General features: G+C 71.7%; 20 protein-coding genes and 2 pseudogenes. 11 read left to right on the top strand and 11 right to left on the bottom strand.

Features of this window, described 5'->3' with window-relative positions; all coding sequences use genetic code 11:
• Positions 1–13: 13 nt before the first annotated feature.
• Complete coding sequence (locus ABZX90_RS26040; RefSeq protein WP_355208577.1) at positions 14–772, bottom strand: DUF5995 family protein; 759 nt, start codon at positions 770–772, stop codon at positions 14–16.
• A 168-nt stretch (positions 773–940) separates the two neighbouring features.
• Here ABZX90_RS26040 and ABZX90_RS26045 point away from each other — a divergent pair.
• The 3 genes and pseudogenes from ABZX90_RS26045 to ABZX90_RS26055 all read left to right on the top strand — a co-directional run.
• Positions 941–1140, top strand: a pseudogene (locus ABZX90_RS26045) (transposase); the annotation flags it as partial.
• Between the two features lie 55 nt (positions 1141–1195).
• Entirely contained in the window at positions 1196–1756 is a 561-nt protein-coding gene (locus tag ABZX90_RS26050) for a winged helix-turn-helix domain-containing protein (RefSeq protein WP_355208580.1), read from the top strand.
• Between the two features lie 23 nt (positions 1757–1779).
• Entirely contained in the window at positions 1780–2232 is a 453-nt protein-coding gene (locus tag ABZX90_RS26055) for a transposase family protein (RefSeq protein ID WP_351131870.1), read from the top strand.
• A 419-nt stretch (positions 2233–2651) separates the two neighbouring features.
• On the opposite strand, the gene ABZX90_RS26060 is transcribed toward ABZX90_RS26055, so the two are convergent.
• The 3 genes from ABZX90_RS26060 to ABZX90_RS26070 form a co-directional block, all read right to left on the bottom strand.
• The gene (locus tag ABZX90_RS26060) at positions 2652–3062 is read right to left on the bottom strand and encodes a hypothetical protein (RefSeq protein ID WP_351131871.1); all 411 of its coding nucleotides are present in this window, start codon (positions 3060–3062) and stop codon (positions 2652–2654) included.
• Between the two features lie 96 nt (positions 3063–3158).
• On the bottom strand, positions 3159–3704 hold the full coding sequence (locus tag ABZX90_RS26065) for a hypothetical protein (protein ID WP_351131873.1): 546 nt from the start codon (positions 3702–3704) through the stop codon (positions 3159–3161).
• A gap of 190 nt (positions 3705–3894) precedes the next feature.
• Positions 3895–4884: a YdcF family protein gene (locus tag ABZX90_RS26070; protein WP_351131874.1), complete on the bottom strand. Its 990-nt coding sequence runs from the start codon at positions 4882–4884 to the stop codon at positions 3895–3897.
• A gap of 288 nt (positions 4885–5172) precedes the next feature.
• On the opposite strand from ABZX90_RS26070, the pseudogene ABZX90_RS26075 reads away from it, so the two are divergent.
• A pseudogene (locus ABZX90_RS26075) lies at positions 5173–5372 on the top strand (hypothetical protein).
• Here ABZX90_RS26075 and ABZX90_RS26080 read toward each other — a convergent pair.
• From ABZX90_RS26080 to ABZX90_RS26110, 7 genes are all read right to left on the bottom strand, one after another.
• Entirely contained in the window at positions 5362–6795 is a 1434-nt protein-coding gene (locus ABZX90_RS26080) for an aminobutyraldehyde dehydrogenase (protein WP_351131875.1), read from the bottom strand. The pseudogene ABZX90_RS26075 and the gene ABZX90_RS26080 overlap by 11 nt on opposite strands.
• Positions 6788–8107: an FAD-dependent oxidoreductase gene (locus ABZX90_RS26085; protein ID WP_355208585.1), complete on the bottom strand. Its 1320-nt coding sequence runs from the start codon at positions 8105–8107 to the stop codon at positions 6788–6790. The genes ABZX90_RS26080 and ABZX90_RS26085 overlap by 8 nt, the downstream gene beginning before the upstream one ends.
• Before the next feature lie 30 nt (positions 8108–8137).
• Complete coding sequence (locus ABZX90_RS26090) at positions 8138–9208, bottom strand: ABC transporter ATP-binding protein (RefSeq protein ID WP_351131879.1); 1071 nt, start codon at positions 9206–9208, stop codon at positions 8138–8140.
• 2 nt (positions 9209–9210) lie between these two features.
• Positions 9211–10101, bottom strand: a complete 891-nt coding sequence (locus tag ABZX90_RS26095; protein WP_351131880.1) for an ABC transporter permease — start codon at positions 10099–10101, stop codon at positions 9211–9213.
• Positions 10098–10994 carry an ABC transporter permease gene (locus ABZX90_RS26100; protein ID WP_351131882.1) on the bottom strand — a complete coding sequence of 299 codons (897 nt, stop codon included), beginning with the start codon at positions 10992–10994 and terminating at the stop codon, positions 10098–10100. The genes ABZX90_RS26095 and ABZX90_RS26100 overlap by 4 nt, the downstream gene beginning before the upstream one ends.
• A gap of 3 nt (positions 10995–10997) precedes the next feature.
• Positions 10998–12122, bottom strand: a complete 1125-nt coding sequence (locus ABZX90_RS26105) for a spermidine/putrescine ABC transporter substrate-binding protein (protein WP_355208590.1) — start codon at positions 12120–12122, stop codon at positions 10998–11000.
• A 192-nt stretch (positions 12123–12314) separates the two neighbouring features.
• A complete protein-coding gene (locus ABZX90_RS26110; RefSeq protein WP_351131885.1) occupies positions 12315–13490 on the bottom strand; it encodes an aromatic ring-hydroxylating dioxygenase subunit alpha in 1176 nt (391 codons plus the stop codon).
• A 426-nt stretch (positions 13491–13916) separates the two neighbouring features.
• On the opposite strand from ABZX90_RS26110, the gene ABZX90_RS26115 reads away from it, so the two are divergent.
• The 7 genes from ABZX90_RS26115 (at position 13917) to ABZX90_RS26145 (ending at position 21356) form a co-directional block, all read left to right on the top strand.
• On the top strand, positions 13917–14324 hold the full coding sequence (locus ABZX90_RS26115) for a hypothetical protein (protein ID WP_351131887.1): 408 nt from the start codon (positions 13917–13919) through the stop codon (positions 14322–14324).
• Positions 14321–15571: an NADH-ubiquinone oxidoreductase-F iron-sulfur binding region domain-containing protein gene (locus ABZX90_RS26120; RefSeq protein WP_351131888.1), complete on the top strand. Its 1251-nt coding sequence runs from the start codon at positions 14321–14323 to the stop codon at positions 15569–15571. The genes ABZX90_RS26115 and ABZX90_RS26120 overlap by 4 nt, the downstream gene beginning before the upstream one ends.
• A 51-nt stretch (positions 15572–15622) precedes the next feature.
• Positions 15623–15814, top strand: coding sequence for a ferredoxin (locus ABZX90_RS26125; RefSeq protein ID WP_351131889.1), 192 nt, complete (start codon positions 15623–15625; stop codon positions 15812–15814).
• A gap of 1 nt (position 15815) precedes the next feature.
• The gene (locus ABZX90_RS26130) at positions 15816–17870 is read left to right on the top strand and encodes an acetate--CoA ligase family protein (RefSeq protein ID WP_351131890.1); all 2055 of its coding nucleotides are present in this window, start codon (positions 15816–15818) and stop codon (positions 17868–17870) included.
• 90 nt (positions 17871–17960) lie between these two features.
• A complete protein-coding gene (locus ABZX90_RS26135; RefSeq protein ID WP_351131891.1) occupies positions 17961–19133 on the top strand; it encodes an acyl-CoA dehydrogenase family protein in 1173 nt (390 codons plus the stop codon).
• Positions 19134–19171: 38 nt separating this feature from the next.
• The gene (locus ABZX90_RS26140; protein ID WP_355208596.1) at positions 19172–20347 is read left to right on the top strand and encodes an acyl-CoA dehydrogenase family protein; all 1176 of its coding nucleotides are present in this window, start codon (positions 19172–19174) and stop codon (positions 20345–20347) included.
• Positions 20348–20453: 106 nt separating this feature from the next.
• The gene (locus ABZX90_RS26145; protein ID WP_351131894.1) at positions 20454–21356 is read left to right on the top strand and encodes a 3-hydroxybutyryl-CoA dehydrogenase; all 903 of its coding nucleotides are present in this window, start codon (positions 20454–20456) and stop codon (positions 21354–21356) included.
• Positions 21357–21396: the final 40 nt, after the last annotated feature.

Genomic DNA, 21396 nt, shown 5'->3' on the forward strand with positions numbered 1-21396 from the left:
ATCAGATTTGTCGTCAATTCATGGCGTTGTTCAGATGGGTGATGACGGCCGGCAGGTCATTGCTTTCGGTTCTCCGGATCAGCTGCAGGGCCGGCCGGACGACGCCGCCGGGTCGGGTTACCAACCGTGCGAGCACGGCGGCCCTGATGTCGAGTCGCTCGATGGTGGCCTCGCGCTCCTCTTCGTTCTGGCCGGCGAGCAGGACGGCGTTGTGCCACGCCTCTTCGCGGGACCGACGGACACTGAAGTCGAGGATCCGCTCGTCGGTGCGGCCTCCGACCTGGTCCAGCAGCGACATGAGTGGTGACAGGGCACCGATGGAGTCCTGCACCACCAGCACCACCCGCGCGAGGATGTCGTTGATGAGCAGAAAGTCGCGCCGTAACGCTTGGATGGCCTCGCCCGGGCTGGTCCGCGCGGCGGCGATGGCCAGGTCGAGGTTGATATGCGCGTTCACGCCGAGTATCAGGTGCTGGACGATGACGGTGTCGGCGTCGTCGAGCAGCCGGAACGCCTCACGCCAACAACGCGGCCCGCTATGGTCACGACGCCAGGCGTCGTACGCGTCGAAGTAGCGGTTGCCGAAGAACGTGTCGAAACGGTCCATTCGGGCACCGTCGTCGAACCGCCCGCCGTGAATGGCCGTGCGGACCTCGACGGTCACCTGTCGGTACAGCGCCGCGAAGTACCCGACCCGGTCACCGGCGCGGCCGGCCTCCCGCACGATCCTTGCAAGCCTGTCCACGACATCGTCGATGTTCTCTGCCGCCATGCCCAACTCCCTCTCGCGGTGCCCTCGTTCGGCCCGCACGCTGGCTACTGTCCGCAGTGCCGTTCACAGCCTGTCCTACCACCGCGCCGAGGGGAGGGTCCCCGCCCTACAGGAACTGGGACGGGAGCCCGCTCATCTCCCCGCCACCGCCAAGGGCCGCGGCACGCACCGGAGATCGCTGAACGAGGCCCACCACACGGCTCGGCCTGGCCATCCTCCGCTGGGTCGTCGAGCTCACCATCTCCTGGCTCCACGGCTTTCGACGCTTACGCATCCGCTGGGAACGACGCGACGGCATCCACGAGGCCTTCCTCGGCCTCGCCACCTGCCTCATCACCCACCGACACGTCCAACGGCCTTGTTACTGACCATTCCGTTGAGTTGTCGGGTGACTTTCCTTGATCCCTGCGGTAGTTCGGGGTCATGAGGTATGCCCAGGGCGGTGGGCTCACTCCGCAGGGACAGGCCGCGCGTGAGCAGGTGCGTATGCGCGCCGCCGACGGCTTTGCGCGGGGCGAGAAGAACGTTGAGATAGCCAAACGGCTGCGGGTCAGTGCGCGGTCGGTGGAACGGTGGCGCCGGTCCTGGCGTGAGGGAGGCCGGCAGGCCCTGTGCATTTCGGGTCCTGCCAAGCGGCCGAAGGTCGGCGACAGCAACTTCGCCGAGCTCGAGCCGCTCCTGCTGAACGGTGCGATAGCCCAGGGCTGGACGGACGAACGATGGACGCTCTCGAGAGTGCGTGTGCTGATCGCGGAACGGCTCGGCGTGTCACTGTCGGTCCGAGGAGTGTGGGAGCTGCTGCGACGGCACGGCTGGTCGTGCCGACAGCCCGCGCGGCGGGCGGTCGAACGGGACGAGGCGGCGGTGGCTGGCTGGGTGAAGGAGACCTGGCCCCAGGCAAAGCCACCGCGGCGGCGCTCGGGGCATGGCTGGTCTTCGAGGACGAGGCCGCCGTCTCGATGGGCTCAGTCAAGATTTCCGTGACGGGGTGACGCAGCGTCATCTTGGTGGCATGGTCTGCAGTGTGTGACGACTGGCTCGGCATTGTGTTTCCACACCTCGAGAAGGTGCTGGTGGAACGGGTGCGGGTGGAGGACGGCGTGGTGCGGGTCGAGGCCCGCACTCGAGACGATGTGCTGCCGTGTCCGGCCTGCGGTGTTCCCTCGCGCCGGGTCCACAGCTGGTATCAGCGGTGTCTGGCCGATGCCGCCGTGGGCGGGCGTGCGGTGGTCATCGACCTGACTGTGCGGCGGCTGTTCTGCGATGTTGCCGATTGTGCGCGTCGCACTTTTGTCGAGCAGGTCGAGGGGCTGACGATCCCGTACGGACGCCGCACCGTTGGGCTGCTGGGCATCGTGCAGGCGATTGCTCTGGCACTGGCCGGCCGAGCCGGCGCCGCATCAAGAAAATCAAGAGGCAGCTCTACGGACGTGCCGGATTCGATCTACTCCGCAAGATGATTTTGCTTCAGTGACCCTCCGTGACCCGTTCTCTACGGCAGACCCTGCGGCAGACCCGAGTATCCAGCCGTGGCGCGGCTCTTCTATGCCGTGAACGCGGCAATCGAGGCCGACCACGACCAGCCGCCGTCAAGGTGAAAGGCCGGTGCCCTTCGGGATACAAGCGACCCTAACCAATGCCTGTTCACGCGCTGGGGGCCGCGCGTGGCACTGGGCACACCGGCGCACAGGCTTTCTCGTCACCCTCCAGAGTCCCGCTCGGAGTCCTCGGGTGCACAGCGGACATTCCACGTCGGGGCATTGGCTTCGCCTCCCCGGGAAGGCGAAGCCAAGCAACCCGCGGTCCCGCCTGGCAATGGCTCTGTCGTCAGCGTCGGGAAGGCGGGACACTGGCGGTGCCCGAACGAACGGGGCGAGGTTCAGCGAATGTCGGCGCAGGTCGGATCGCTGGTAGGCAGTGCAGCGGCGACGTTCATCAGGCAGATGCGGACCATCTGGCTCAAGCGGGCCAGGTGCAGGGCCGATGCGTCGTCGTAGATGAGCACCCGAAGAGCGCCGACGTGAAGCTGGTCGGCCTCCCCGATGCGCGGCAAACCGGCGAGGAGCTCGTGCGAGGGGCGCGCGGTCGCTGTGGCTTCGATGTCTGCGAGCCGAAGCCGTTGCACCAGGGTCTCGGTGCCGGCTTCTCCTTGGGCGACCGCGTCCAGGACGAGGGCGTGGATGCTCAAGGTGAGCAGCTTCTTCAGCAGTGCCTCGGCGGTGGCCGGGGCCATCGACCAGGTCCGGAACCGCTCGAGGCGGTCGACGCGTTCCCCGGGGATGCGGTCCACGGCCTCCAGGATCCGCTCGCTCCACGTCACACACGCCGTCCAGACGTCCACGGGTCGGTCTCGCCTTCGTCGATCGGATTGAGGGTGGGGCGGGGGCTAGAGGCGGCGGGCCTTCAGGACGGCTCCGCTCACGTCCGCGTTCGCGGTCTCTCGTAGTAGATGGAGCCGATCACGCGTGTGCGGTAGCTGTACAGCGGATCCGAACTCCGGTACTCGCAGGTGAAGGAAGCCGTGGTCGTCCGGTACGGCGCCGGGCAGGCGTACGGGCGGTTGGACTGCGCCACGGTGAGCCGGGCCGGGGTTGTACCACTCGATCTCCGACTCGCTGTTGCACGAGAACGGCGCATGAGGAGTGCAGTTCTTGATCCCACCCACCCCGGTCATCTTGTTGGCGCTGCAATTCGGCTTCTCCGCGCGATAGGTGCAGAAGACCGTGTCGCTCGCCGCGGCTGCGCCGTCCAGTGACGCCGACACCTCTTGCTCGACGGGGCCCGAGTCTGGCTCATCGGCGGCGCTGACGGCGGTGGGCCGGAGTGCTATGAGCGCCGCCGACCCGGCAAGGGCGATTCGTTGTATCCGGCCTCTTCGGAGCAAGGAGTCCTCCCGGACAGACATCACGAGCTGCACTTGATCGCGGTTCACGCTAGGAGTGGACCCGTGCCTTCAGAGGTGGGTTCCAGTCAGTTGGTGATCTAGTCGGGTGTGGGAGGACCGGGCCTGAAGGCGGCCAGCGTGTTGTTGATCGGAGCCGGTCAACCGTTCGGCGCGGGCGCGGGTTGCCGGCGAAGCCAGGCCGACCCTGCTGCCCGGGGCGGCACGCACGACGGGTGCCTCAGTACTGGAAGACCGCTGTCGCCACGGGCACCGCCAGCAGCAGGCTGAGCCCGATCAGGGGCAGCCGGTCCAGCCACAAAACGGCGGCGAACTCGCGCAGGGTCGCGGAAAGCCAGTACGCGGGGGAGGTCGGCGCGCCCACGACGTGGACAAGAACGCCGGCGCGACGGGCCAGCAGGGCCGTGCGGTAGACATGGAAGCCGCTGGTGACCACCGTGGCACGGTGCCCGGAAGCGGTGCGGTCCATGAGGGCCGCGCTGAAGCGGAGGTTCTGCCCGGTGTTCACGGAGCGGTCCTCCCGCACGATCCGTTCGGCGGCCACCCCGCGTGCGCGCAGGTAGTCGGCCATGGCGTCCGCCTCGGAGCGCACCTCGTCGCCACCCTGGCCGCCCGAGACGACGAACACCACACCGTCTGCGTCCGGTGCGCCGGCGGCCTCGACCGCGAGGGCCCGCTCCAGCCTGCGGCGCAGCAGCGGACCGGGCCGATCGCCCTTGAGCCCGGCGCCCAGGACGACGACATGGGTGCTCCCCGGCGGCGGGGTGCTGCGGCCCCGGACGAACACGTAGACGGTGAAGACGAGGAAGAGCAGGCTGAGGTATCCGGCAGCCGCGTTCACCGCCACCATGAGGGCACTGGCCACCTTGCCCCCGGCTGTCTGGACGACCGCGTCGAGGCCGAGCACCGCCAGCAGGGCGCAGCCGGCGGCGCCGGTGGCCAGCAAGGCCGCCTGCGGTCCGTAGCGCCGGACCAGGACGATGCCGTCGACCAGCAGGAGCAGGCCCAGCGCGAGCGTCATGAGCAGGGCGGCGACGGCGAGCACGGTCACGACGGCGGGGTGGGTCTCCGCACTGCGGGCGGCCGCGCCGAGCCCGACCGACGTCACCGCGAGGCTGAACAGGACAGCGGTGGAGAACCGGTGCGGCGCCAGCACAGCATGGACGACGCCGCCCACGGCGAACACCGCCGCGGCAAGGTACTCCGGCACGTCCCCCACCACTCCGCTCTCCCGCCCGCCGGGCCCGATCCTGTCGCCGCCTGCGCATTCCCGGACCCCCGCAGCGCTGCGGGGCCCGGTGCGGACGGCCGCCGAACATCCTCGCAGACTCGTCCGGGCCCGCCGTACGCAGGCGGGCCCCGACGCGATCCAGGGGTGTTCCGTCCCGCCTGCGCGTGGCCGACGGGAAGGAACGCAGCGTGCGTCTGACCGAAGTTCCCAGCGGTGTGCAGGACGACGAGGCCGGCGAACTGCGGCTGAGGCACCTCGCTCGTTGTACTGCTGCTCGGTGTGCTGGCACTCGTCGTGGGCGTATGTGTCTGTGTCTTCTGGGCCGCGCGCGGCGGACCGCGCTGGGCCCGCGTCGTGGCAACCGTGACGCTCACCCGGGCGAGCTGCTGGACACCGCCGGCAAGAGCCGGCGGCGCCACGCGAACCGGTCGGGCGACGACGGGCGAGGGCGGCCCGTCACAGCATGACGTGCTTGACCTGCATGTAGTCGAGCAGCCCGGTGAGCGACAGATCGCTGCCGTGACCGGAGTGCCGTACGCCTCCGTGCGGCATCTCCGACACCGTGGTGCCGTGGGTATTAACCCAGACGATCCCGGTGCTCAGGGCGCGGCTCGCGCGCATGGCCCGGTCGTGATCGCGTGTCCAGACGCTGGCGGCGAGTCCCTGCGGTACGGCGTTGGCCAGTTCGAAGGCCTCGGACTCGTCGGTGAAGGGCTGGACCGTCACGACCGGACCGAACACCTCGCTCTGCACGATCTCGTCGTCCTGGCGCACCCCCGCGACCACCGTGGCCTGGTGGAAGTACCCGGGCCGGTCCAGCTGCACGCCTCCCGTGACGACCTCGGCATGGTCGGGCAGGGTCTCCAGCAGACGGTGTACGGAGGCGAGCTGGGCCGCGTTGTTGAGCGGGCCGAAGTCGGCGTCCGGGTCGTCGGGGCCGCCGGGGACCTGCTGGGCGGCCCGTTCGGCGAAGGCGTCGAGGAAGGCGTCGTGGATCCGGTGGTGGACCAGGAATCTGGTGGCGGCGGTGCAGTCCTGGCCGGCGTTGTAGAAGGCCAGCGACGACAGCTGTCCTACGGCGTCGTCCAGGTCGGCGTCCTCGTGGATCAGCACGGGCGCGTTGCCGCCGAGCTCCAGGTGGAGCCGTTTGAGGTCGGCGGCCGCGGCCGCGGCGATCTGCTGTCCGGCGCGGACGCTCCCGGTGAGGGCGACGAGCCGCACGGCGGGATGGGCGACCAGCAGGCGGCCGGTGTCACGGTCGCCGCAGACGACGTTGAGCACGCCGGGCGGCAGGTGCTCGGCGGCCAGCCGGGCCAGGAGCGTGGCGGAGGATGGCGTGCTGTCGGACGGTTTGAGGACGACGGTGTTGCCGGCGGCGAGCGCGGGGGCGATCTTCCACACGGCCATCATCAGTGGGTAGTTCCACGGGGTGATCTGCGCGCAGACGCCGATGGGTTCCCGGCGCAGCACGGAGGTGCGGCCCAGGGTGTACTCGGCGGCCGCGGCGCCGGGCAGGTTGCGCGCGGCGCCGGCGAAGTAGCGCAGCACGTCGGCGATCGCGGGCAGTTCGTCGGCGAGGAAGAGGGCACGGGGTTTGCCGGTGTCGGCGATCTCGGCGCTCGCCACGGCGTCGGCGTTCCGCTCCAGCGCGTCGGCGATGCGCAGCAGCGCGCCCTGGCGCTGCTGCGGGGTGGTGGCCGACCACACGTGCTGGGCGTTCTCGGCCGCGCGGCAGGCGTTGTCGACGTCGTCGGTGCCGGAGAGCGGAGCGGTGCCGTGGAGGCGTCCGGTGGCCGGGTCGATCAGGCGCAGGGTGGCGCCCGATGCGGCGGGTGTCTCCTTGCCGCCGATGTGGTTGAGGACGGTTGCCGGGCGGGCGTTGTCATCCACGGAGCAGTGCCTCCTTCGCTGCGGCGCGGCCGGTGCGGACGGCGCCTTCCATGTATCCGGCGACCCACTGGTCGGATCCGCAGACGTAGAACGGGGGTTCGTGGGTGCCGTGCGACGGCCCCACGGCCATCACCTCGCCCGGCGGCCACTGGGTGACGTAGCCCTGTGTCCAGGGGTCGCTGCCCCACAGCCGCAGGTAGCAGGCGAGCGGTCGGCGGGCCTCGTCGCCGTACAGGCCGGCGATCTCGGCGAGCAGTTCGGGGGTGCGCAGCTGGGGTGGGGTGCCCAGCAGGACGCCGTAGCGCTCCGGCGGGACCAGTGCGGACAGGATGCCTTCGTTCTGGGGCCAGGTGCTGCCGAGGACGCCCTCGGACTCGGAGAGGCCGTTCAGATCGTCCGCGCGCCAGAAGGGATGGTCGTAGACGGCGGCGAACTTGGCCGCCGTCGCCTGCCGTTGCCGGTGCAGGGAGGCGAGGCGCGCCTCGCTCACGCCGCTGACGGCGACGGTCCGCAGCGGTCCCACGGGCAGGGCGCTCACCACGGCCCCGGCGGTGAGGACCTCGCCTGTGACGAGGCGGACGGTGCAGCGGCCGGGGCGTACGTCGAGGGCGGCGACGGGTGAGCCGAGGCGGACGCGCGGGCCGAGTTCGCGGCCCATCACCTCGGCCAGGGTCGCCGAGCCCTCGGCGAGCCGCAGCCCTTCCCAGTCGTCGTAGTCGTAGTCGCCCGGGCCGGACGCGGGGACGGCGGCGCTCTTGCGCAGTGCGGCCAGCAGGGAGATTCGCTCGTAGGAGCCTGCGGCGAGGGCCAGCTGGCCGATCTCCCACAGGCGGACGACGGCGGGGGTGGCGTGCCGGGAGCGCAGCCAGGCGCCCACGGACAGCCGGTCCAGGGCGGCCGCGTCCGGGTGCGACCAGGGGTCGCCGGGGTCGACGGTGGCGGCCAGGGCGGCGAACTCGGCGCCGAGCCGGGTGTGGAGGGCCGCGTCGCCGTCGCCGAACCAGTGCGGCGGTTCACCGGCGGAGCTGCCCTCCGGCGTGGCGCGGACCATCCGGCCGGGCTCGGCCACGTAGCTGGGCACCAGCTTCAGTCCCAGTTCCGCGGCGAGGTCGAGGTAGGCGGTGTGGGCGCGGCCGACGACCTCGCCGCCGAGCTGGACGGTACGGCCGTCGGGGAGGCGGGCCTGTTCGACCCGGCCGCCGACCCGGTCCCTGGCCTCCAGGACGAGTACGTCGGTGCCGGCGGCGGCCAGGTCCCGGGCGGCGGCGAGCCCGGCCAGCCCGGCACCGAGAACGATCACGTCGTGATGCATCGGTTTCGCTTTCAGATCGGGTGGGGGCGGTCAGGCGAGGACGAGGCAGTGCTCGGGCCGCCAGCCGAACTCGACCGTCTCGCCGCCGCTCCAGCGGTCCTCCATGCGGGCGCGCGCCGTGTTCTGCTCCAGCACGGACAGGGTGACGCCGGGCGCGAGTTCGATCAGATAGGTGGTGGTGGGGCCGCAGTAGACGGTCTCGCGGATGACTCCGCGCAGCACCGACATGCCCGGTTCGAAGTCGGACAGCCAGACCTTCTCGGGGCGTACGGAGACACTGACCGAGGTGCCGTCGGCGATGGCGGATCGGGGGCCGACGGGCAGGGCGGGTCCCTGGTCGAGGGTGACCTCGCCGCCGCGGTAGGTGCCGGTCATCAGGTTGGAGGTGCCCATGAAGGAGGCGACGAAGCGGCTGGCGGGGTGCTCGTACACGTCCTCGGGGGTGCCGCACTGCTCGACGCGGCCCTCGTTCATGACACAGATCCGGTCCGACATGGTCAGTGCCTCGTCCTGGTCGTGGGTGACGAAGACGAAGGTGATGCCGACCTCGCGCTGGATCTGCTTGAGTTCCACCTGCATCTGGCGGCGCAGCTTGAGGTCGAGGGCTGCGAGGGGTTCGTCGAGCAGGAGGACGGCCGGCCGGTTGACCAGGGCGCGGGCGAGGGCGACGCGCTGGCGCTGGCCGCCGGAGAGGGTGCGGGGCTTGCGCCCGGCGAAGCCGTCGAGCTGGACCAGTTCCAGCATCTCGCCGACGCGGCGCCGGATCTCCGCCTTCTCGACGCCTTTGCGCTTGAGGCCGAAGGCGACGTTGTCGGCGATGCTGAGGTGGTCGAACAGGGCGTAGCTCTGGAAGACGGTGTTGACGTTGCGTTTGTTCGGCGGCAGCGCGGTCACGTCTTCGCCGGCGAGCAGCACCGATCCCTCCGTGGGGTCGGTGAAGCCGCCGATCATGCGCAGTGAGGTGGTCTTGCCGCAGCCGGAGGGGCCGAGCAGGGAGAAGAAGAGGCCGGCCTCGATGTCGAGGTTCAGGTCGCGGACGGCGTAGGTGTCCGCGAACCGCTTGGAGACGCCGGTGAGGCGGACGGCGTGGGTCTCGTCCATGGTCAGCTCCCGGAGAGGATGTCGAGGCCGCCGCGGCGGCCGAACAGGCGCGGAATGAAGAGGGCCAGGGCGATCAGGCCGATGGATCCGGCGAGCATCAGCGTGCCGACGGCGTTGATGGTGGGCTGCACCCCGAAGCGGATCGCCGAGTAGATCCGCACCGACAGCGGCTGGGGGTCGACGCCGGTGGTGAAGTAGGCGAGGACGAAGTCGTCGAAGACGAGCGCGAAGATCAGTACGGCGCTGGCGAGCACCGCGGGCAGCAGGGCGGGCAGGGTAACCAGGCGGACCGCCTGCCAGCGGGTGGCCCCGAGGTCCATCGCGGCCTCCTCCACCTCGGGGTTCAGGGCCGCGACCCGGGAGCGGAGGATCACGGTGACGTAGGAGATGGAGAAGGTGATCTCCGAGATCATCACCGTGCCGGTGGACAGGGTCACGCCCAGGCCCTTGAACAGGAGCATCGACGCGACGCCGGTGACGATCTCGGGGGTGATGAGCGGTACGAGCATGACCAGGCCGGCCAGTGAGCCGAGCCGGGTGCGGCAGCGGACCAGTCCGATTGCCAGGGCGACGCCGAGGACGATCGAGCCAGCCGTCGCCACCAGGGAGATGCGCAGGCTCGTGCCCAGCGAGGAGATCAGGACGTCGTCGTGGACGAAGGCGCGGTACCAGCGCAGGCTGAACCCGCTGAAGACGGTGAGGGACTTCTGGGAGTTGAAGGAGAACAGCGTCACCACGGCGATGGGCAGGTAGAGCAGCGCGAAGAAGAGGGCGGTGACGGCGATGAGGACGCGGGGCTTGCGGTCGGCGCGGCCGCGCCGGGTGCGGGTGCGCGCGGCGGGCCGGTCGGGTGCGGGGGCCGCGGTGGTGGCGGGCGGGCTGAGCTGGGTCATCGGCGGGCCTCCGCCTCGTCCTTGCGGGTGCGCCTGAGGTAGCCGAGCATCCCGACCAGCAGGACGAGCATGAGCAGCATGGTGAGCGCGGATCCGAGCGGCCAGTTCTGGCCCTGGAAGAACTTGTCCTGGATGAGGTTGCCGATCATGATCTGGTCCGGTCCGCCCATCAGTTGCGCGCTGACGAAGTCGCCCATGGCGGGCAGGAAGACGAGGACCAGTCCGGCCGCCGCGCCCTGCCGGGTGGCGGGCAGGGTGACGTGGAGGAAGGTCCGCACGGGGCCGCCGTAGAGGTCGCGGCCGGCCTCGATGAGGGAGACGTCGAGCCGCTCCAGGGCCGCGTACAGCGGGATGATCATGAAGACGACGAATCCGTAGACGAGTCCCGCGATCACGCCGACGCCGGTGTTGAGGATCTTCGTGTCGCCGTCGGCCAGTCCCACGGCGCGCAGGGCCCGCAGCAGCGGTCCGTCGTCGGACAGGACCACCGACCAGCCGTACATGCGCACGAGGTAGTTGGCGAAGAACGGCACGACGATCGCGGCGATGAGCGCGTGTTTCCAGCGGCCGCCGTGCAGGGCGATGGTGTACGCCACCGGGTAGGCGATCAGCAGGCAGATCACGCAGGTCAGCAGAGCGTAGCCGAGGGAGCGTGCCAGTACCTCGGTGTAGGCGGGGTCGGCCAGGGCGCGGATGCTGGAGAGGTCGAACCCGAAGCGGGGGTTGCCGAGTTCGTCGGTGGTGCCGACGGTGAGGACGGCGACCAGCACCAGGGAGGCGATCAGGAACCCGGTCATCCACAGGGTGCCGGGGAGCATGAACCAGGTCCACATGCGGGTGCCGGTGGCGTCCGGGCCGCGGCGGGGGCGCGAGGGGGGAGGCGTCGGTGTCATGTCTCAGCCCGCCTTCACATGGGTCCAGGCGGTGTCGCGCGCGTCCTCGGCCGCGTTGCTGCCGTTGCGGAAGAACAGGTCGGCCTTGAGGTCGGCCTCGGTGACGAGGCACTCGGGGAAGGGTTTGACGAGTTCGGCGTAGATCTTCTCGGAGCCGGCCACCGGCATGGGGTAGCCGATGTACTCGATGTTCTTCTTCACGGTCTCCGGCCGGAGCATGTAGTCGATGAACAGCATCGCGGTGCCGGGGTGCGGGGCGTTCCAGGGGATGGCGTAGCAGTCGGAGTTGATCGGTGTCCCCTCCTTGGGCGCCTGGAAGCCGAACACGGAGGGGTCCTTGGCCTGGTTGAGCATGGCGGCCATGTCGCCGCTCCAGGCCTGGGTGATGACGGCGTTTCCGTTGAGCAGGTTGTTGTAGCTGTCGCTGGAGAAGCCGCGCAGCCGTGGGCGCAGGGTGCTCAGCAGGTCGGTGATGCGGTCGAGGTCGCCCGGGTCGCCGGTGCTGACGTCGAGGCCGAGTTCCAGGGCTCCCATGCCGAGGACCTCGTCACGGTCGTCCAGCAGGAAGACCTTGCCCCTGGCCCTCTGACTCCACAGGTCCTTCCAGGATCCGGTCAGCTCGCCGATCCGGTCGCGCCGCCAGCCGATGCCGGTCTTGTAGGCGGTGAAGGGGACGGTGTGCGCGGAGCTGGGGTCGTACCAGGGGTCGGCGAAGTAGGAGTGGGCGCCGAACACGTCCTTGGCGTGGCTGAGCTGTGTGTGGTCGATCCGGCGCAGCCGGCCGCCGCGGGCGAGGCGCTGGGCCCATTTGGCGCTGGGGAAGATGATGTCGTAGCGGTTGCCCGCGTTGAGCTTGGCGGCCATGCCTTCCATCGAGTCGAAGTTCGACTGGACGACGCTGACGCCGTACTCCTTCTCGAACCCCTTGAAGACGGACGGGTCGACGTAGTCGGCCCAGTTGAAGTAGACGAGATCGCCGTCGACGCGTGCGCGGACCGGGGCCAGGTCCTTGTCGTCGGGTGTTCTGGCGGGCATGAACCCGCAGCCTGCGACCGCGGCGCCCAGCAGGCCGCCGGCGCCTGCCCGCAGCAGGGCGCGTCGGGTCGGTGGTGGTACCTCGGGGGACATGGAGTGTCCTCTCCGTCGAGGAACGGCACGGCAGTCCAGGGCGGGACCGGCTGGTCGGCTCACGGAGGCCCTGTGACTCCGTAGTGAGGACCGGTCTGGAAAGGGGTACGGACGTGCGTCAGCGGTGCCGGGGTAAGCCGGCCGGGAGGAGTGCGACGCGCCGGTGGGGCCCGGCCGCGGGACGGCGGGGCGTCATCGGCCGTCCTCCTCGAGGTCGCGGCGGATCCGGCGGGCGAACCAGCCGACTGCGGCCTCGCGGTGCGAGAGCGGGCCGGGCTCGAACCCGGGCGTGGACAGGCCGGCCTGTACGCGTTCGACCAGCTCGGCGTCCTCGTCGTTGGTGACCCAGCCGATGTGGATGTTGAGCCGCCGGGCGATCCTGGTGCGCAGGCTCTCCCCGTGCCGGGTGTAGAAGGCGCCCGGGATCGCCGCCCGGTCCTGGGCGGTGGGGAGGGCGGTCCACGCGAGCACGTGGTCAGGGTAGAAGTCGATGAGCGTGTTGGGGTAGATCACGGCGTAGCGCCAGACCCGCCGGTCGGCCTCGGTCAGCCCCGGCATCGGGGTGGCGAGCCGCTGGTAGAGGCGTTCCGTCCAGTTCGAGGAGGGCTTGTCCCGCAGCGGTGACTCGAACAGGACGTAGTGCTCCTGGACGTCCACCGTGTACGCCTGGTAGTCGAGCAGTCGCATCAGCGCGGGGTGGGCGACGGGGACGTGGTAGCCCTCCAGGTAGTTGTCGACGATCACCTTCCAGTTGGCGTTCTGCTGTTCGCCGGCGGTGACGTCGTGGATGCGGTGCTTGCCGACCGGTGTGAGGCCGGGTCCCGCGTAGTGGCCGACGGCCTCGGCGAGCCCGGCGCAGGTCTCGGCGAGCGGGGTGGCCTCCAGGTCGAGGTTGACGAAGACGAAGCCGAGGAAGGACTCCACGTTGACCGGGTGCAGTCCGAGCCGGGGCTTGTCCAGGCAGGGGATCCGGCGCGCCTCGGGGGCGCCGACGAGGCGTCCGTCGAGTTTGTAGGTCCAGCCGTGGTACGGGCAGCGGATCGCCTTGCCCTCCGGCTCCGGGCCGGTGACCAGGCGGGTTCCGCGGTGGCGGCAGACGTTGAGGTGGGCGGCGAGGCCGCCGTCCTCGGTGCGCACGACCAGGACCTCCCGGCCGGCGGCGGTGGCGGTCAGCCGGGCGCCCGGGCCGGGGAGGTCGGACTCGTGGCAGACGAGCTGCCAAGACTTGGCGAAGACGCGTTCGGTCTCCGCGGCCGCGACGGCCGGATCCGTGTAGTAACGGGCAGGCAGAGCCTCGCCGGGGTGATCGGGGGTCTCGCTCGGCGGACCGGGCGGCGCGGTGGCCGTCCGGGTGGTCGAGGGGTTCATGTTGAAGTCCTCCTCCGCGCCGCGCGGGGCGGCGATGGGCGGTGAGGCTGTGACCGGGATGGGCCGCGGGTTCCCCATGGGGATCCGCGGAATCCGGCTGACTAATTGGTTAGTCAGACTGGGACCGGCGCGGTGGCAAGTCAAGGCTTGTGGGCTGACTAATTAGTTAGTTAGTCTCGCTGCGGGCGGACGGGCCGACCCCGCAAGGACATCGGTGGGTCGTCCCGGCCGCCCGCGAACCACCGATCCGCGCAGCCCAGCCCTCCCGATCAGGACAGCCGCACGTCACGCGGTACACGGCCCCCGGCCGGTACTCCGCACGGCTCCCCGCCACGCACAGCGAGCGGCGGAGCATCCCCCGTCACGCCGTCGCCGCGCCACCCCGCTCCCCCGCCGGGAGCGGGGAGCGCCCCCGGAGGCACGCACATGAGCGCTCGCCGACATCTGGCATGGCTCGGTCTCACACCGGAGCCCGAACAGGAACTGCCCTCGGCCGTGGCCGCCCTGCGGGCCCCGGCGGCCGGCCGGCCCCCGTCGGCCCTCGCGGCCGAGGAGAGACGGCACGTCGAGCGGCTGGTGCTACGCGGCACGCAGCGAAGCTGGCTGCGCTACCTGGGCGAGGTGACCGACCTGGTGGTGGCCGCCGCCGAGGAGCCGGGGCCGGCCGGCCCCGGACCGGCGCTGCTGGCCGGTGAGGTAGTCCTCGACCACCACCGGATGCTGATCGGCCTGCCCGGCTCCGGCTACGACCGGACCACAGCCCAGCGGCAGGCCCTGGAACACGCGGTGGACCGCCTGAGATCCCGCCGCGGCGAGCACCGGAGCACCATATGACCGGCGTATTCTCCCTACTCCCCGAAGGGCGGCACGGGCTGCTCGCCCCCCCGCCCGGCAGCGCCGCGGGCCCTTCCTCGTACGAGGACTCCTCCCGCTACCTCGCCGCCGGCGGGTACGCGCCAATGTCCGCTCCCGGCACGCTGCTCGACCGGATCGGCGCGGCGGGGCTGCGCGGCCGGGGTGGCGCCGGATTCCCCGCGGCCGTCAAGCTGCGCGCCGTCCGCGACGCTCCCGGCACGCCTGTCGTCGTGGCCAACGGCGAGGAGGGCGAGCCGGGCTCCGTGAAGGACCGCTGGCTGCTGCGATACCGGCCGCACCTGGTGCTGGACGGCCTGCGCCTGGCGGCCGCCGTGACCGGTGCCGGGCGCGGCATCGTCTACCTCTCCGACGCCCGGGCCGAGCAGGCCGTGCTGCGGGCCCTCGCCGAGCGGCCCGCCGGCCTGCGGGTGGACGTCGTACGCACGCCCCACTCCTACGTCGCCGGGGAGGAGAGCGCGGTCGTACGGCGGATCGACGGCGGTCCGGCGCTGCCTACGGCCAAACCCCCGCGCCCCTTCGAACGCGGCGTCGGCGGGGCACCGACCCTGGTCGCCAACGTGGAGACACTGGCCCGCGTCGCACTGCTGCACTCCCGGCCCGAGGCCGCCGCCGAGGTCGCCGGCGCCCATCTGGTCACCCTGTCCGGGTCCGACGGCCGATCGGCCCTGGCCGAGGTCCCCGCCGGTACCCGCCTGGACACCCTCGCCGACGCCTGGGGGCACGGCAAGGCCGAGGCCGTTCTGCTGGGGGGACTGTTCGGCGGACTGCACGGCGCGGGCTGGGCGGACCTGCCGCTCGACCTGGAGGGGCTGCGCGCCGCCGGTGGCGCACTCGGCTGCGGGGCCCTGTACTTCCTGCACCCCGGGGACTGTCCGGTCGGCGTCGCGAGCGAGGCGACCGCCTATCTCGCCGCCCAGAGCGCCCGGCAGTGCGGGGTGTGCGTCTCCGGCACCGGGGCGCTCGCCGGGGGCCTGTCCTCCGTCGCCCGCGGCACGGCCGACCCGGGCACCGCGGACAGGCTGCGGCGCTGGTCCGGGCAGCTGCCCGGACGCGGGGCCTGCGGGCTCCTGGACGCCGCCGCGCGGATCGCCGCCAGCCTCCTCACTCATTTCCCCGACCGTCTCGACGAACACCGCGACTGTCCCGGCTGCGCCGGCGCGGCGGCCCCCGAGGACGGACGCCGATTCCTGGTGGCCGTGCCCTGACACACCCTCCCCCGCCCCCCTCGCTCCGCTCCCCTCCCAGAAAGGGCCGCAATGAAACTGCTGCTGGACGCCACTCTCTGCCAGGGCTACGGCCTGTGCCGCGAACCCGCGCCCGAGCTGATCGACCTCGACGACTTCGGTTACGCGCAACTGATCGAGACGTCCGTGCCGCCGGGCGGCGAGGACGCCGCCGTGGCCGCCGTCGCCGCCTGCCCCAACTCCGCGCTGCGGCTGGTGAAGTGACATGGGACGTGACCTCTCGGCCCTCTTCGACCCGGTCTCCGTCGCCGTGGTCGGCGCCAGCGACGACCCCGCCAAGTACGGCCACGCCATAGCCGCCCAGGCCGTCCGCGCGAACGGTCGCCGTCCCGTCCATCTGGTCAACCGACGGGGCGCTACGGTGCTCGGCCGCACCGCCGCACCGAGCCTGAGCGCGATCGGCGAACCGGTCGACCTGGCCGTGGTCTGCGTGCCCGCCGCCGGGTTCGAGGCGGCCGTCGACGAGGCCCTGGAGTGCGGGGCACGCGCGATCGTCGCGATCACCGCCGGCTTCGCGGAGACCGGCGCCGCCGGCCGCGCACGCCAGCAGGCCGTCGCCGAACGGGTGCGGGCCGCGGGAGCCGTCATGGTCGGCCCCAACTGCCTGGGGATCGCCGACAACACGACGGACCTCTTCCTGGCCTCCGACACCTTCACGCCCGGCGGCGTGGCGCTCCTGAGCCAGAGCGGCAACCTCGCCCTCGAACTCCAGCTGCGCTTCGCCCCGCACGGCCTCGGCTTCTCCCGGTTCGTGTCGCTGGGCAACCAGGCCGACGTCACCCTCGTCGACCTGCTCGCGGACTGCGCCCGGCACGAGGACACCCGGGCGATCGCGGTCTATGCCGAGGACTTCGCGGACGGACGTGCCTTCGCCGAGGCGGCGGCCGTGGCCGGCAAGCCGGTGGTGCTGCTCACCGCCGGGCGCGGCGACGCCTCGGCGCGCAGCGCGCAGTCCCACACCGGGGCGCTGACCACCTCGGCCGACGTGGTGACGGCGGCCTGCCGGGACGCCGGGGTGGAACTGGTCGCCACCCCGCGCGAACTCACCGTCGTGCTCGCCGCGTCGGCCGGACCGCGCCGCGGTGCCGGCCGCCGGGTCGCCGTCCTCACCGACGGCGGGGGCCACGGCGTGATCGCCGCCGACGCCGTGGAGGCCGCGGGACTCTCGGTGCCGGAGTTCGGCGCGCCGGCCCGGGAGCGGCTGCGCGAGGTGCTGTGGGAGCAGTCGGCCGTCGCCAACCCCGTGGACCTGGCGGGCATGGGCGAGCAGGACCCCGGTTCGTACGCGGCGACCGTCGAGGCGCTGCTCGCGGCCGAGGAGGTCGACGCCGTGCTGATGACCGGCTACTTCGGCGGCTACGCGGCCTCCGAGGGCGGTCTCGGCGGCGGCGGTACGGCGCTGGCGGACGGGGAGCGGGAGGCGGCACGGCTCATCGCCGCCCGGCACAGCGCCACCGCCAAACCGCTGGTGGTGCAGTCGATGTATCCCGGCTCCCCCAGCTGCCGCACCCTCGCGGCCGCCGGCATCCCCGTCTTCGACGCTACCGAGGACGCCGCGCGTGCCCTCGCCGCCACGGTGGCCGGCCGTACCGCGCCCGGCATCGTCCCCCTCCCCCTGCCCGCCGCGCCGATGGAGGAGACCGGGTACACGCGGATCCGCGCGGCCCTCGAAGCGGCCGGCCTCGCCTTCCCCACCGCCCGGGAGGTCCACGACGAGTCAGAACTGCTCGCCGCCGTCGCCGGGTTCCCCGGCCCGTACGTGCTCAAGGCCCTGCACCTGCTGCACAAGTCGGACGCGGGCGGTGTGGCCCTCGGTCTGGCCGGGACCGACGAGGTGCTGGCCGCCTTCCGCGAGATGCACGCCCGGCTCGGCGCGCCCGCCTACTCCGTGGAGGCCATGGCGGACCTGTCCGACGGCATCGAGCTGATCGTCGGCGTCAACCGCGATCCGCGGTTCGGCCCGGTCGCCATGGTGGGCCTGGGCGGGGTGCTCGCCGAGTCGCTGCGCGACGTCGCCTTCACCCTGGCGCCGGTGACCGCCGGCCGCGCACTGGACCTGCTGCGCGCACTGCGCACCGCCGCACTGCTCGACGGGGTGCGCGGCCGGCCCCCCGTCGACGTCGCCGCGGCCGCCGCGGCCATCGAGACGATCACCGCGTTCGCCGCCGCCCACCCGGAGATCGCCGAGCTGGAGGTGAACCCGCTCCTCGTCGGCCCCCGTGGTGCGCTCGCCCTGGACTCGCGCGCCGTCCTCGACTGAGCGACACCCCCCGTACCCGCCCGCGCGACACCCGTACCGCCCGGGCGCCCCGCCCACCCCCGCCCTCCCCCGACCGAAGAGGTGGTCACCATGGACATGCGCTACACACCCGAACAGTCCGACCTGAAGCGGCGCGCGGCCGACTACGCCCGGCTGCTGATGCGCTACGAGGACCAGTCCGAGCAGGCCGGCGGTCCCCTGCCGCAGGAGCTGGTCACCGAACTGACCCGGGCCGCGATGGACGCCGGCGTCTACGCCATCAACATGCCCGCCGCATGGGGCGGCGCCGGGCTCAGCCTGCTCGACCAGGTCATCGTCGAGGAGGAGTTCGGCAAGGCCACCAACTGCCTGTGGGACATTCCCTGGCGGCCTGCGAACGTCCTGGCCCAGGGCGACGAACGGCAGCGCGAGAAGTACCTGCTGCCCGTGATCCGCGGGGAGAGGTTCGACGCGTTCGCCGTCACCGAGCCGGGCGCCGGATCCGACCCGTCCTCCGGCACCTCCACGGCCACGCGCACCGAGGGCGGCTGGCTGCTGAACGGCGAGAAGTGGTTCGTCACCTGCGGCGACATCGCCGACTTCCTGCTGGTGCAGGCGGACGCGGGCCCCGAGCGGCTGCCCACGCTGTTCTTCGTGGACAAGGCCGCTCCCGGCGTCGAGATGACCCGCGTGCCGCGTTTCATGCACTCCGCCGTCAACGGGCATCCCGAGTTCACCTTCACCGACGTCTTCGTGGCCGACGAGGACGTGCTCGGCGGCGTCGGCAACGGCTACGAACTGACCAAGGAGTGGTTCACCGACGAGCGCCTGATGATCGCGGCACGCACCGTCGGCGCCGCGGAGCGGGCCCTCCAGCTGGCCCGTGACTGGGCCGTGGAGCGCGAGCAGTTCGGCGCCCCCATCGCCGGTTACCAGCTGATCCAGGGCATGCTCGCGGACTGCGCCGTGGACATCGCCGTCAACCGCGCCTACACCCACCAGGTCGCCTGGGAGGCCGACCAGCCGCACACCGACCGCAAGACCCTGCACGCCAAAGCCTCCACCGCCAAGCTCGCCGCCAGCGAGGCGGCCGGCCGGGTCGCCGACCGGTGCCTGCAGATCTTCGGCGGCCGCGGCTACGACCGCTCCTACCCCGTCGAGCGCATCTACCGGGAGCTGCGCGTCGACCGGATCTGGGAGGGCACCTCCGAGATCCAGCGGCTGATCATCGCCAACGAGCTCATCAAGCGCGGCACCGGCGCGCTGGCTCTCCCCAGGCACTGACCCCGCCCACGCCAGACCACCACACAGCGAGGACTTCCATGGACTTCCGCCTCACCCCGCGCCAGGCACAGCTCAAGGCCGACGCGCGTGCCCTCACCGACTTCATCGCCGCCTACGAGAACCGGTGCGAGGAGGACAACGGGCTGCCCGCGAGCGCGCACACCGAGATCCGCGACGCGGTCCTGGACGCGGGCCTCCAGGCCGTCAACATGCCTGCCGAATGGGGCGGCGCGGGCCTCACCATCGCCGAACAGGTCACCGTCCAGGAGGAGTTGGGCCGACTGACAGGCGCCCTGTGGGACATGGTGTGGCGGCCCGCGAACGCGCTGCAGTTCTGCACGCCCGAGCAGCGCGAGCGTTTCCTGGTCCCGGTCATCAGGGGTGAGCGCCGGGACTGCTACGCGGTCACCGAGCGCGGCGCCGGGTCGGACCCGCAGAACATCGCCACCTCGGCGACGAAGAACGACCGGGGGTGGGTGCTCAACGGGGAGAAGTGGTTCGTGACGGTCGGCGACCACGCCGACTTCATGATCGTCCTCGCGGCGACGGGTCCGGAGCGCGCACCGACGCTGTTTCTGGTCGACAAGGACACCCCGGGCATCGAGATGACGCGCGTGCCGCGCTTCATGCACACCTTCGTCTACGAGCACCCCGAGTTCACCTTCACCGACGTCCAGGTCGACGAGGACGCCGTGCTCGGCGGCATCGGCGAGGGATACGACATCACCCGCTCCTGGTTCACCGAGGAGCGCCTGATGATCGCGGCCCGTACCACCGGCGCGGCCGAGCGGGCCCTGGAACTGTCCCGTGACTGGGCCGTGGAGCGCGAGCAGTTCGGCGCGCCGATCGCCACGTACCAGCTGGTCCAGGGCATGCTCGCGGACTGCGCCGTGGACATCGCCGTCAACCGCGCCTACACCCACCAGGTGGCCTGGGAGGTGGATCAGGCGGGTGCGGAGGACCGCAAGACCCTGCACGCCAAGGCCTCCATCGCCAAGCTCGCCGCCAGCGAGGCCTCGGGCCGGGTGATCGACCGGTGCCTGCAGATACACGGCGGGCGGGGCTACGACCGTGCGTACGCCGTGGAGCGGCTCTACCGGGAGCTGCGCGTGGACCGGATCTGGGAGGGCACCTCCGAGATCCAGCGGCTGATCATCGCCAACGAGCTCATCAAGCGCGGCCCGGGGGTGCTGGACCTGCCCGTCGCCCGATGACACCGGCAGGGGCGGCCGCCCGCCCCTGCCCCCACGGACCGTGATGCGTCCCCGGCTTCCCCGATGCCGGGGACGCCGGGGACCTTCGACGCAGAGAGGACAACGGATGACCGACATCGAACGCGTGGGGGTCGTCGGCTGCGGCCTGATGGGGGCCGGCATCGCCGAGGTCTGCGCGCGCGCCGGCCTGCCGGTAACGGTCGTGGAACGCGACGCCGAAGCGGCCCGCGCGGGCCTGCGGCGCATCGGCCACTCCCTCGACAAGGCCGTCGCGCACGGCAGGCTCACGGCCGAACGGCGCGAGGCCGCCGCCGTGCTGATCACCGTGGCCGACCAGTTCGAGGCCCTGCACGACCGGGATCTGGTGATCGAGGCGGTGGCGGAGGACGAGCGGCTCAAGCTCGACGTGTTCACCCGGCTCGATACGGTCGTCACCGGCGAACGCGCCGTCCTCGCGACCAACACCTCGTCGATCCCGGTCGTGCAGCTCGCCGCGGCGACGGGCCGGCCCGAGCGGGTCCTCGGCGTCCACTTCTTCAACCCGGTGCCGGTGCTGCGGCTGGTCGAACTCGTCCCGTCGCTGCTCACCTCGGCCGACACCGCGGACCGGGCCGAGGCCTTCGTGACGGGCACGCTCGGCAAGGAAGTCATCCGCACCCGGGACCGGGCGGGCTTCGTGGTGAACGCGCTGCTCGTCCCGTACCTGCTGGCCGCGATCCGCATGGTCGAGTCGGGCGTCGCGAGCGTCGAGGACGTCGACCGCGGCATGGTCCTCGGCTGTGCGCACCCCCTCGGGCCGCTGGCGCTGACAGACCTCATCGGTCTGGACACCACCCGGGCCATCGCCGAGTCGCTCTACACCGAGTTCCGGGACCCCACGTACTCCCCGCCCCCGCTGCTGTCCCGGATGGTGGAGGCCGGTCTATTGGGCCGCAAGTCGGGCCGCGGCTTCCACGCGTACGAGGCGCGATCCGCTCACGAGGCGGCGGCGCGGGCCGAGCGGACGTGAGGGACAATGGCGGCGGTGTACGACCGCCGGACGAGGGGAG

It is taken from the genome of Streptomyces sp. NPDC002935 (genome assembly GCF_040611295.1).
GTDB lineage: Bacteria > Actinomycetota > Actinomycetes > Streptomycetales > Streptomycetaceae > Streptomyces.

Excerpts from the sequence above, each read along its gene's own strand:
- ABZX90_RS26105 (WP_355208590.1), bottom strand. The coding sequence starts at position 12,122 with ATGTCCCCCGAGGTACCACCACCGACCCGACGCGCCCTGCTGCGGGCA.
- ABZX90_RS26115 (WP_351131887.1), top strand. The coding sequence starts at position 13,917 with ATGAGCGCTCGCCGACATCTGGCATGGCTCGGTCTCACACCGGAGCCC.
- ABZX90_RS26090 (WP_351131879.1), bottom strand. The coding sequence starts at position 9,208 with ATGGACGAGACCCACGCCGTCCGCCTCACCGGCGTCTCCAAGCGGTTC.
- ABZX90_RS26140 (WP_355208596.1), top strand. The coding sequence starts at position 19,172 with ATGGACTTCCGCCTCACCCCGCGCCAGGCACAGCTCAAGGCCGACGCG.
- ABZX90_RS26130 (WP_351131890.1), top strand. The coding sequence starts at position 15,816 with ATGGGACGTGACCTCTCGGCCCTCTTCGACCCGGTCTCCGTCGCCGTG.
- ABZX90_RS26145 (WP_351131894.1), top strand. The coding sequence starts at position 20,454 with ATGACCGACATCGAACGCGTGGGGGTCGTCGGCTGCGGCCTGATGGGG.
- ABZX90_RS26040 (WP_355208577.1), bottom strand. The coding sequence starts at position 772 with ATGGCGGCAGAGAACATCGACGATGTCGTGGACAGGCTTGCAAGGATC.
- ABZX90_RS26135 (WP_351131891.1), top strand. The coding sequence starts at position 17,961 with ATGGACATGCGCTACACACCCGAACAGTCCGACCTGAAGCGGCGCGCG.
- ABZX90_RS26085 (WP_355208585.1), bottom strand. The coding sequence starts at position 8,107 with ATGCATCACGACGTGATCGTTCTCGGTGCCGGGCTGGCCGGGCTCGCC.
- ABZX90_RS26110 (WP_351131885.1), bottom strand. The coding sequence starts at position 13,490 with ATGAACCCCTCGACCACCCGGACGGCCACCGCGCCGCCCGGTCCGCCG.
- ABZX90_RS26120 (WP_351131888.1), top strand. The coding sequence starts at position 14,321 with ATGACCGGCGTATTCTCCCTACTCCCCGAAGGGCGGCACGGGCTGCTC.
- ABZX90_RS26125 (WP_351131889.1), top strand. The coding sequence starts at position 15,623 with ATGAAACTGCTGCTGGACGCCACTCTCTGCCAGGGCTACGGCCTGTGC.
- ABZX90_RS26100 (WP_351131882.1), bottom strand. The coding sequence starts at position 10,994 with ATGACACCGACGCCTCCCCCCTCGCGCCCCCGCCGCGGCCCGGACGCC.
- ABZX90_RS26095 (WP_351131880.1), bottom strand. The coding sequence starts at position 10,101 with ATGACCCAGCTCAGCCCGCCCGCCACCACCGCGGCCCCCGCACCCGAC.
- ABZX90_RS26050 (WP_355208580.1), top strand. The coding sequence starts at position 1,196 with ATGAGGTATGCCCAGGGCGGTGGGCTCACTCCGCAGGGACAGGCCGCG.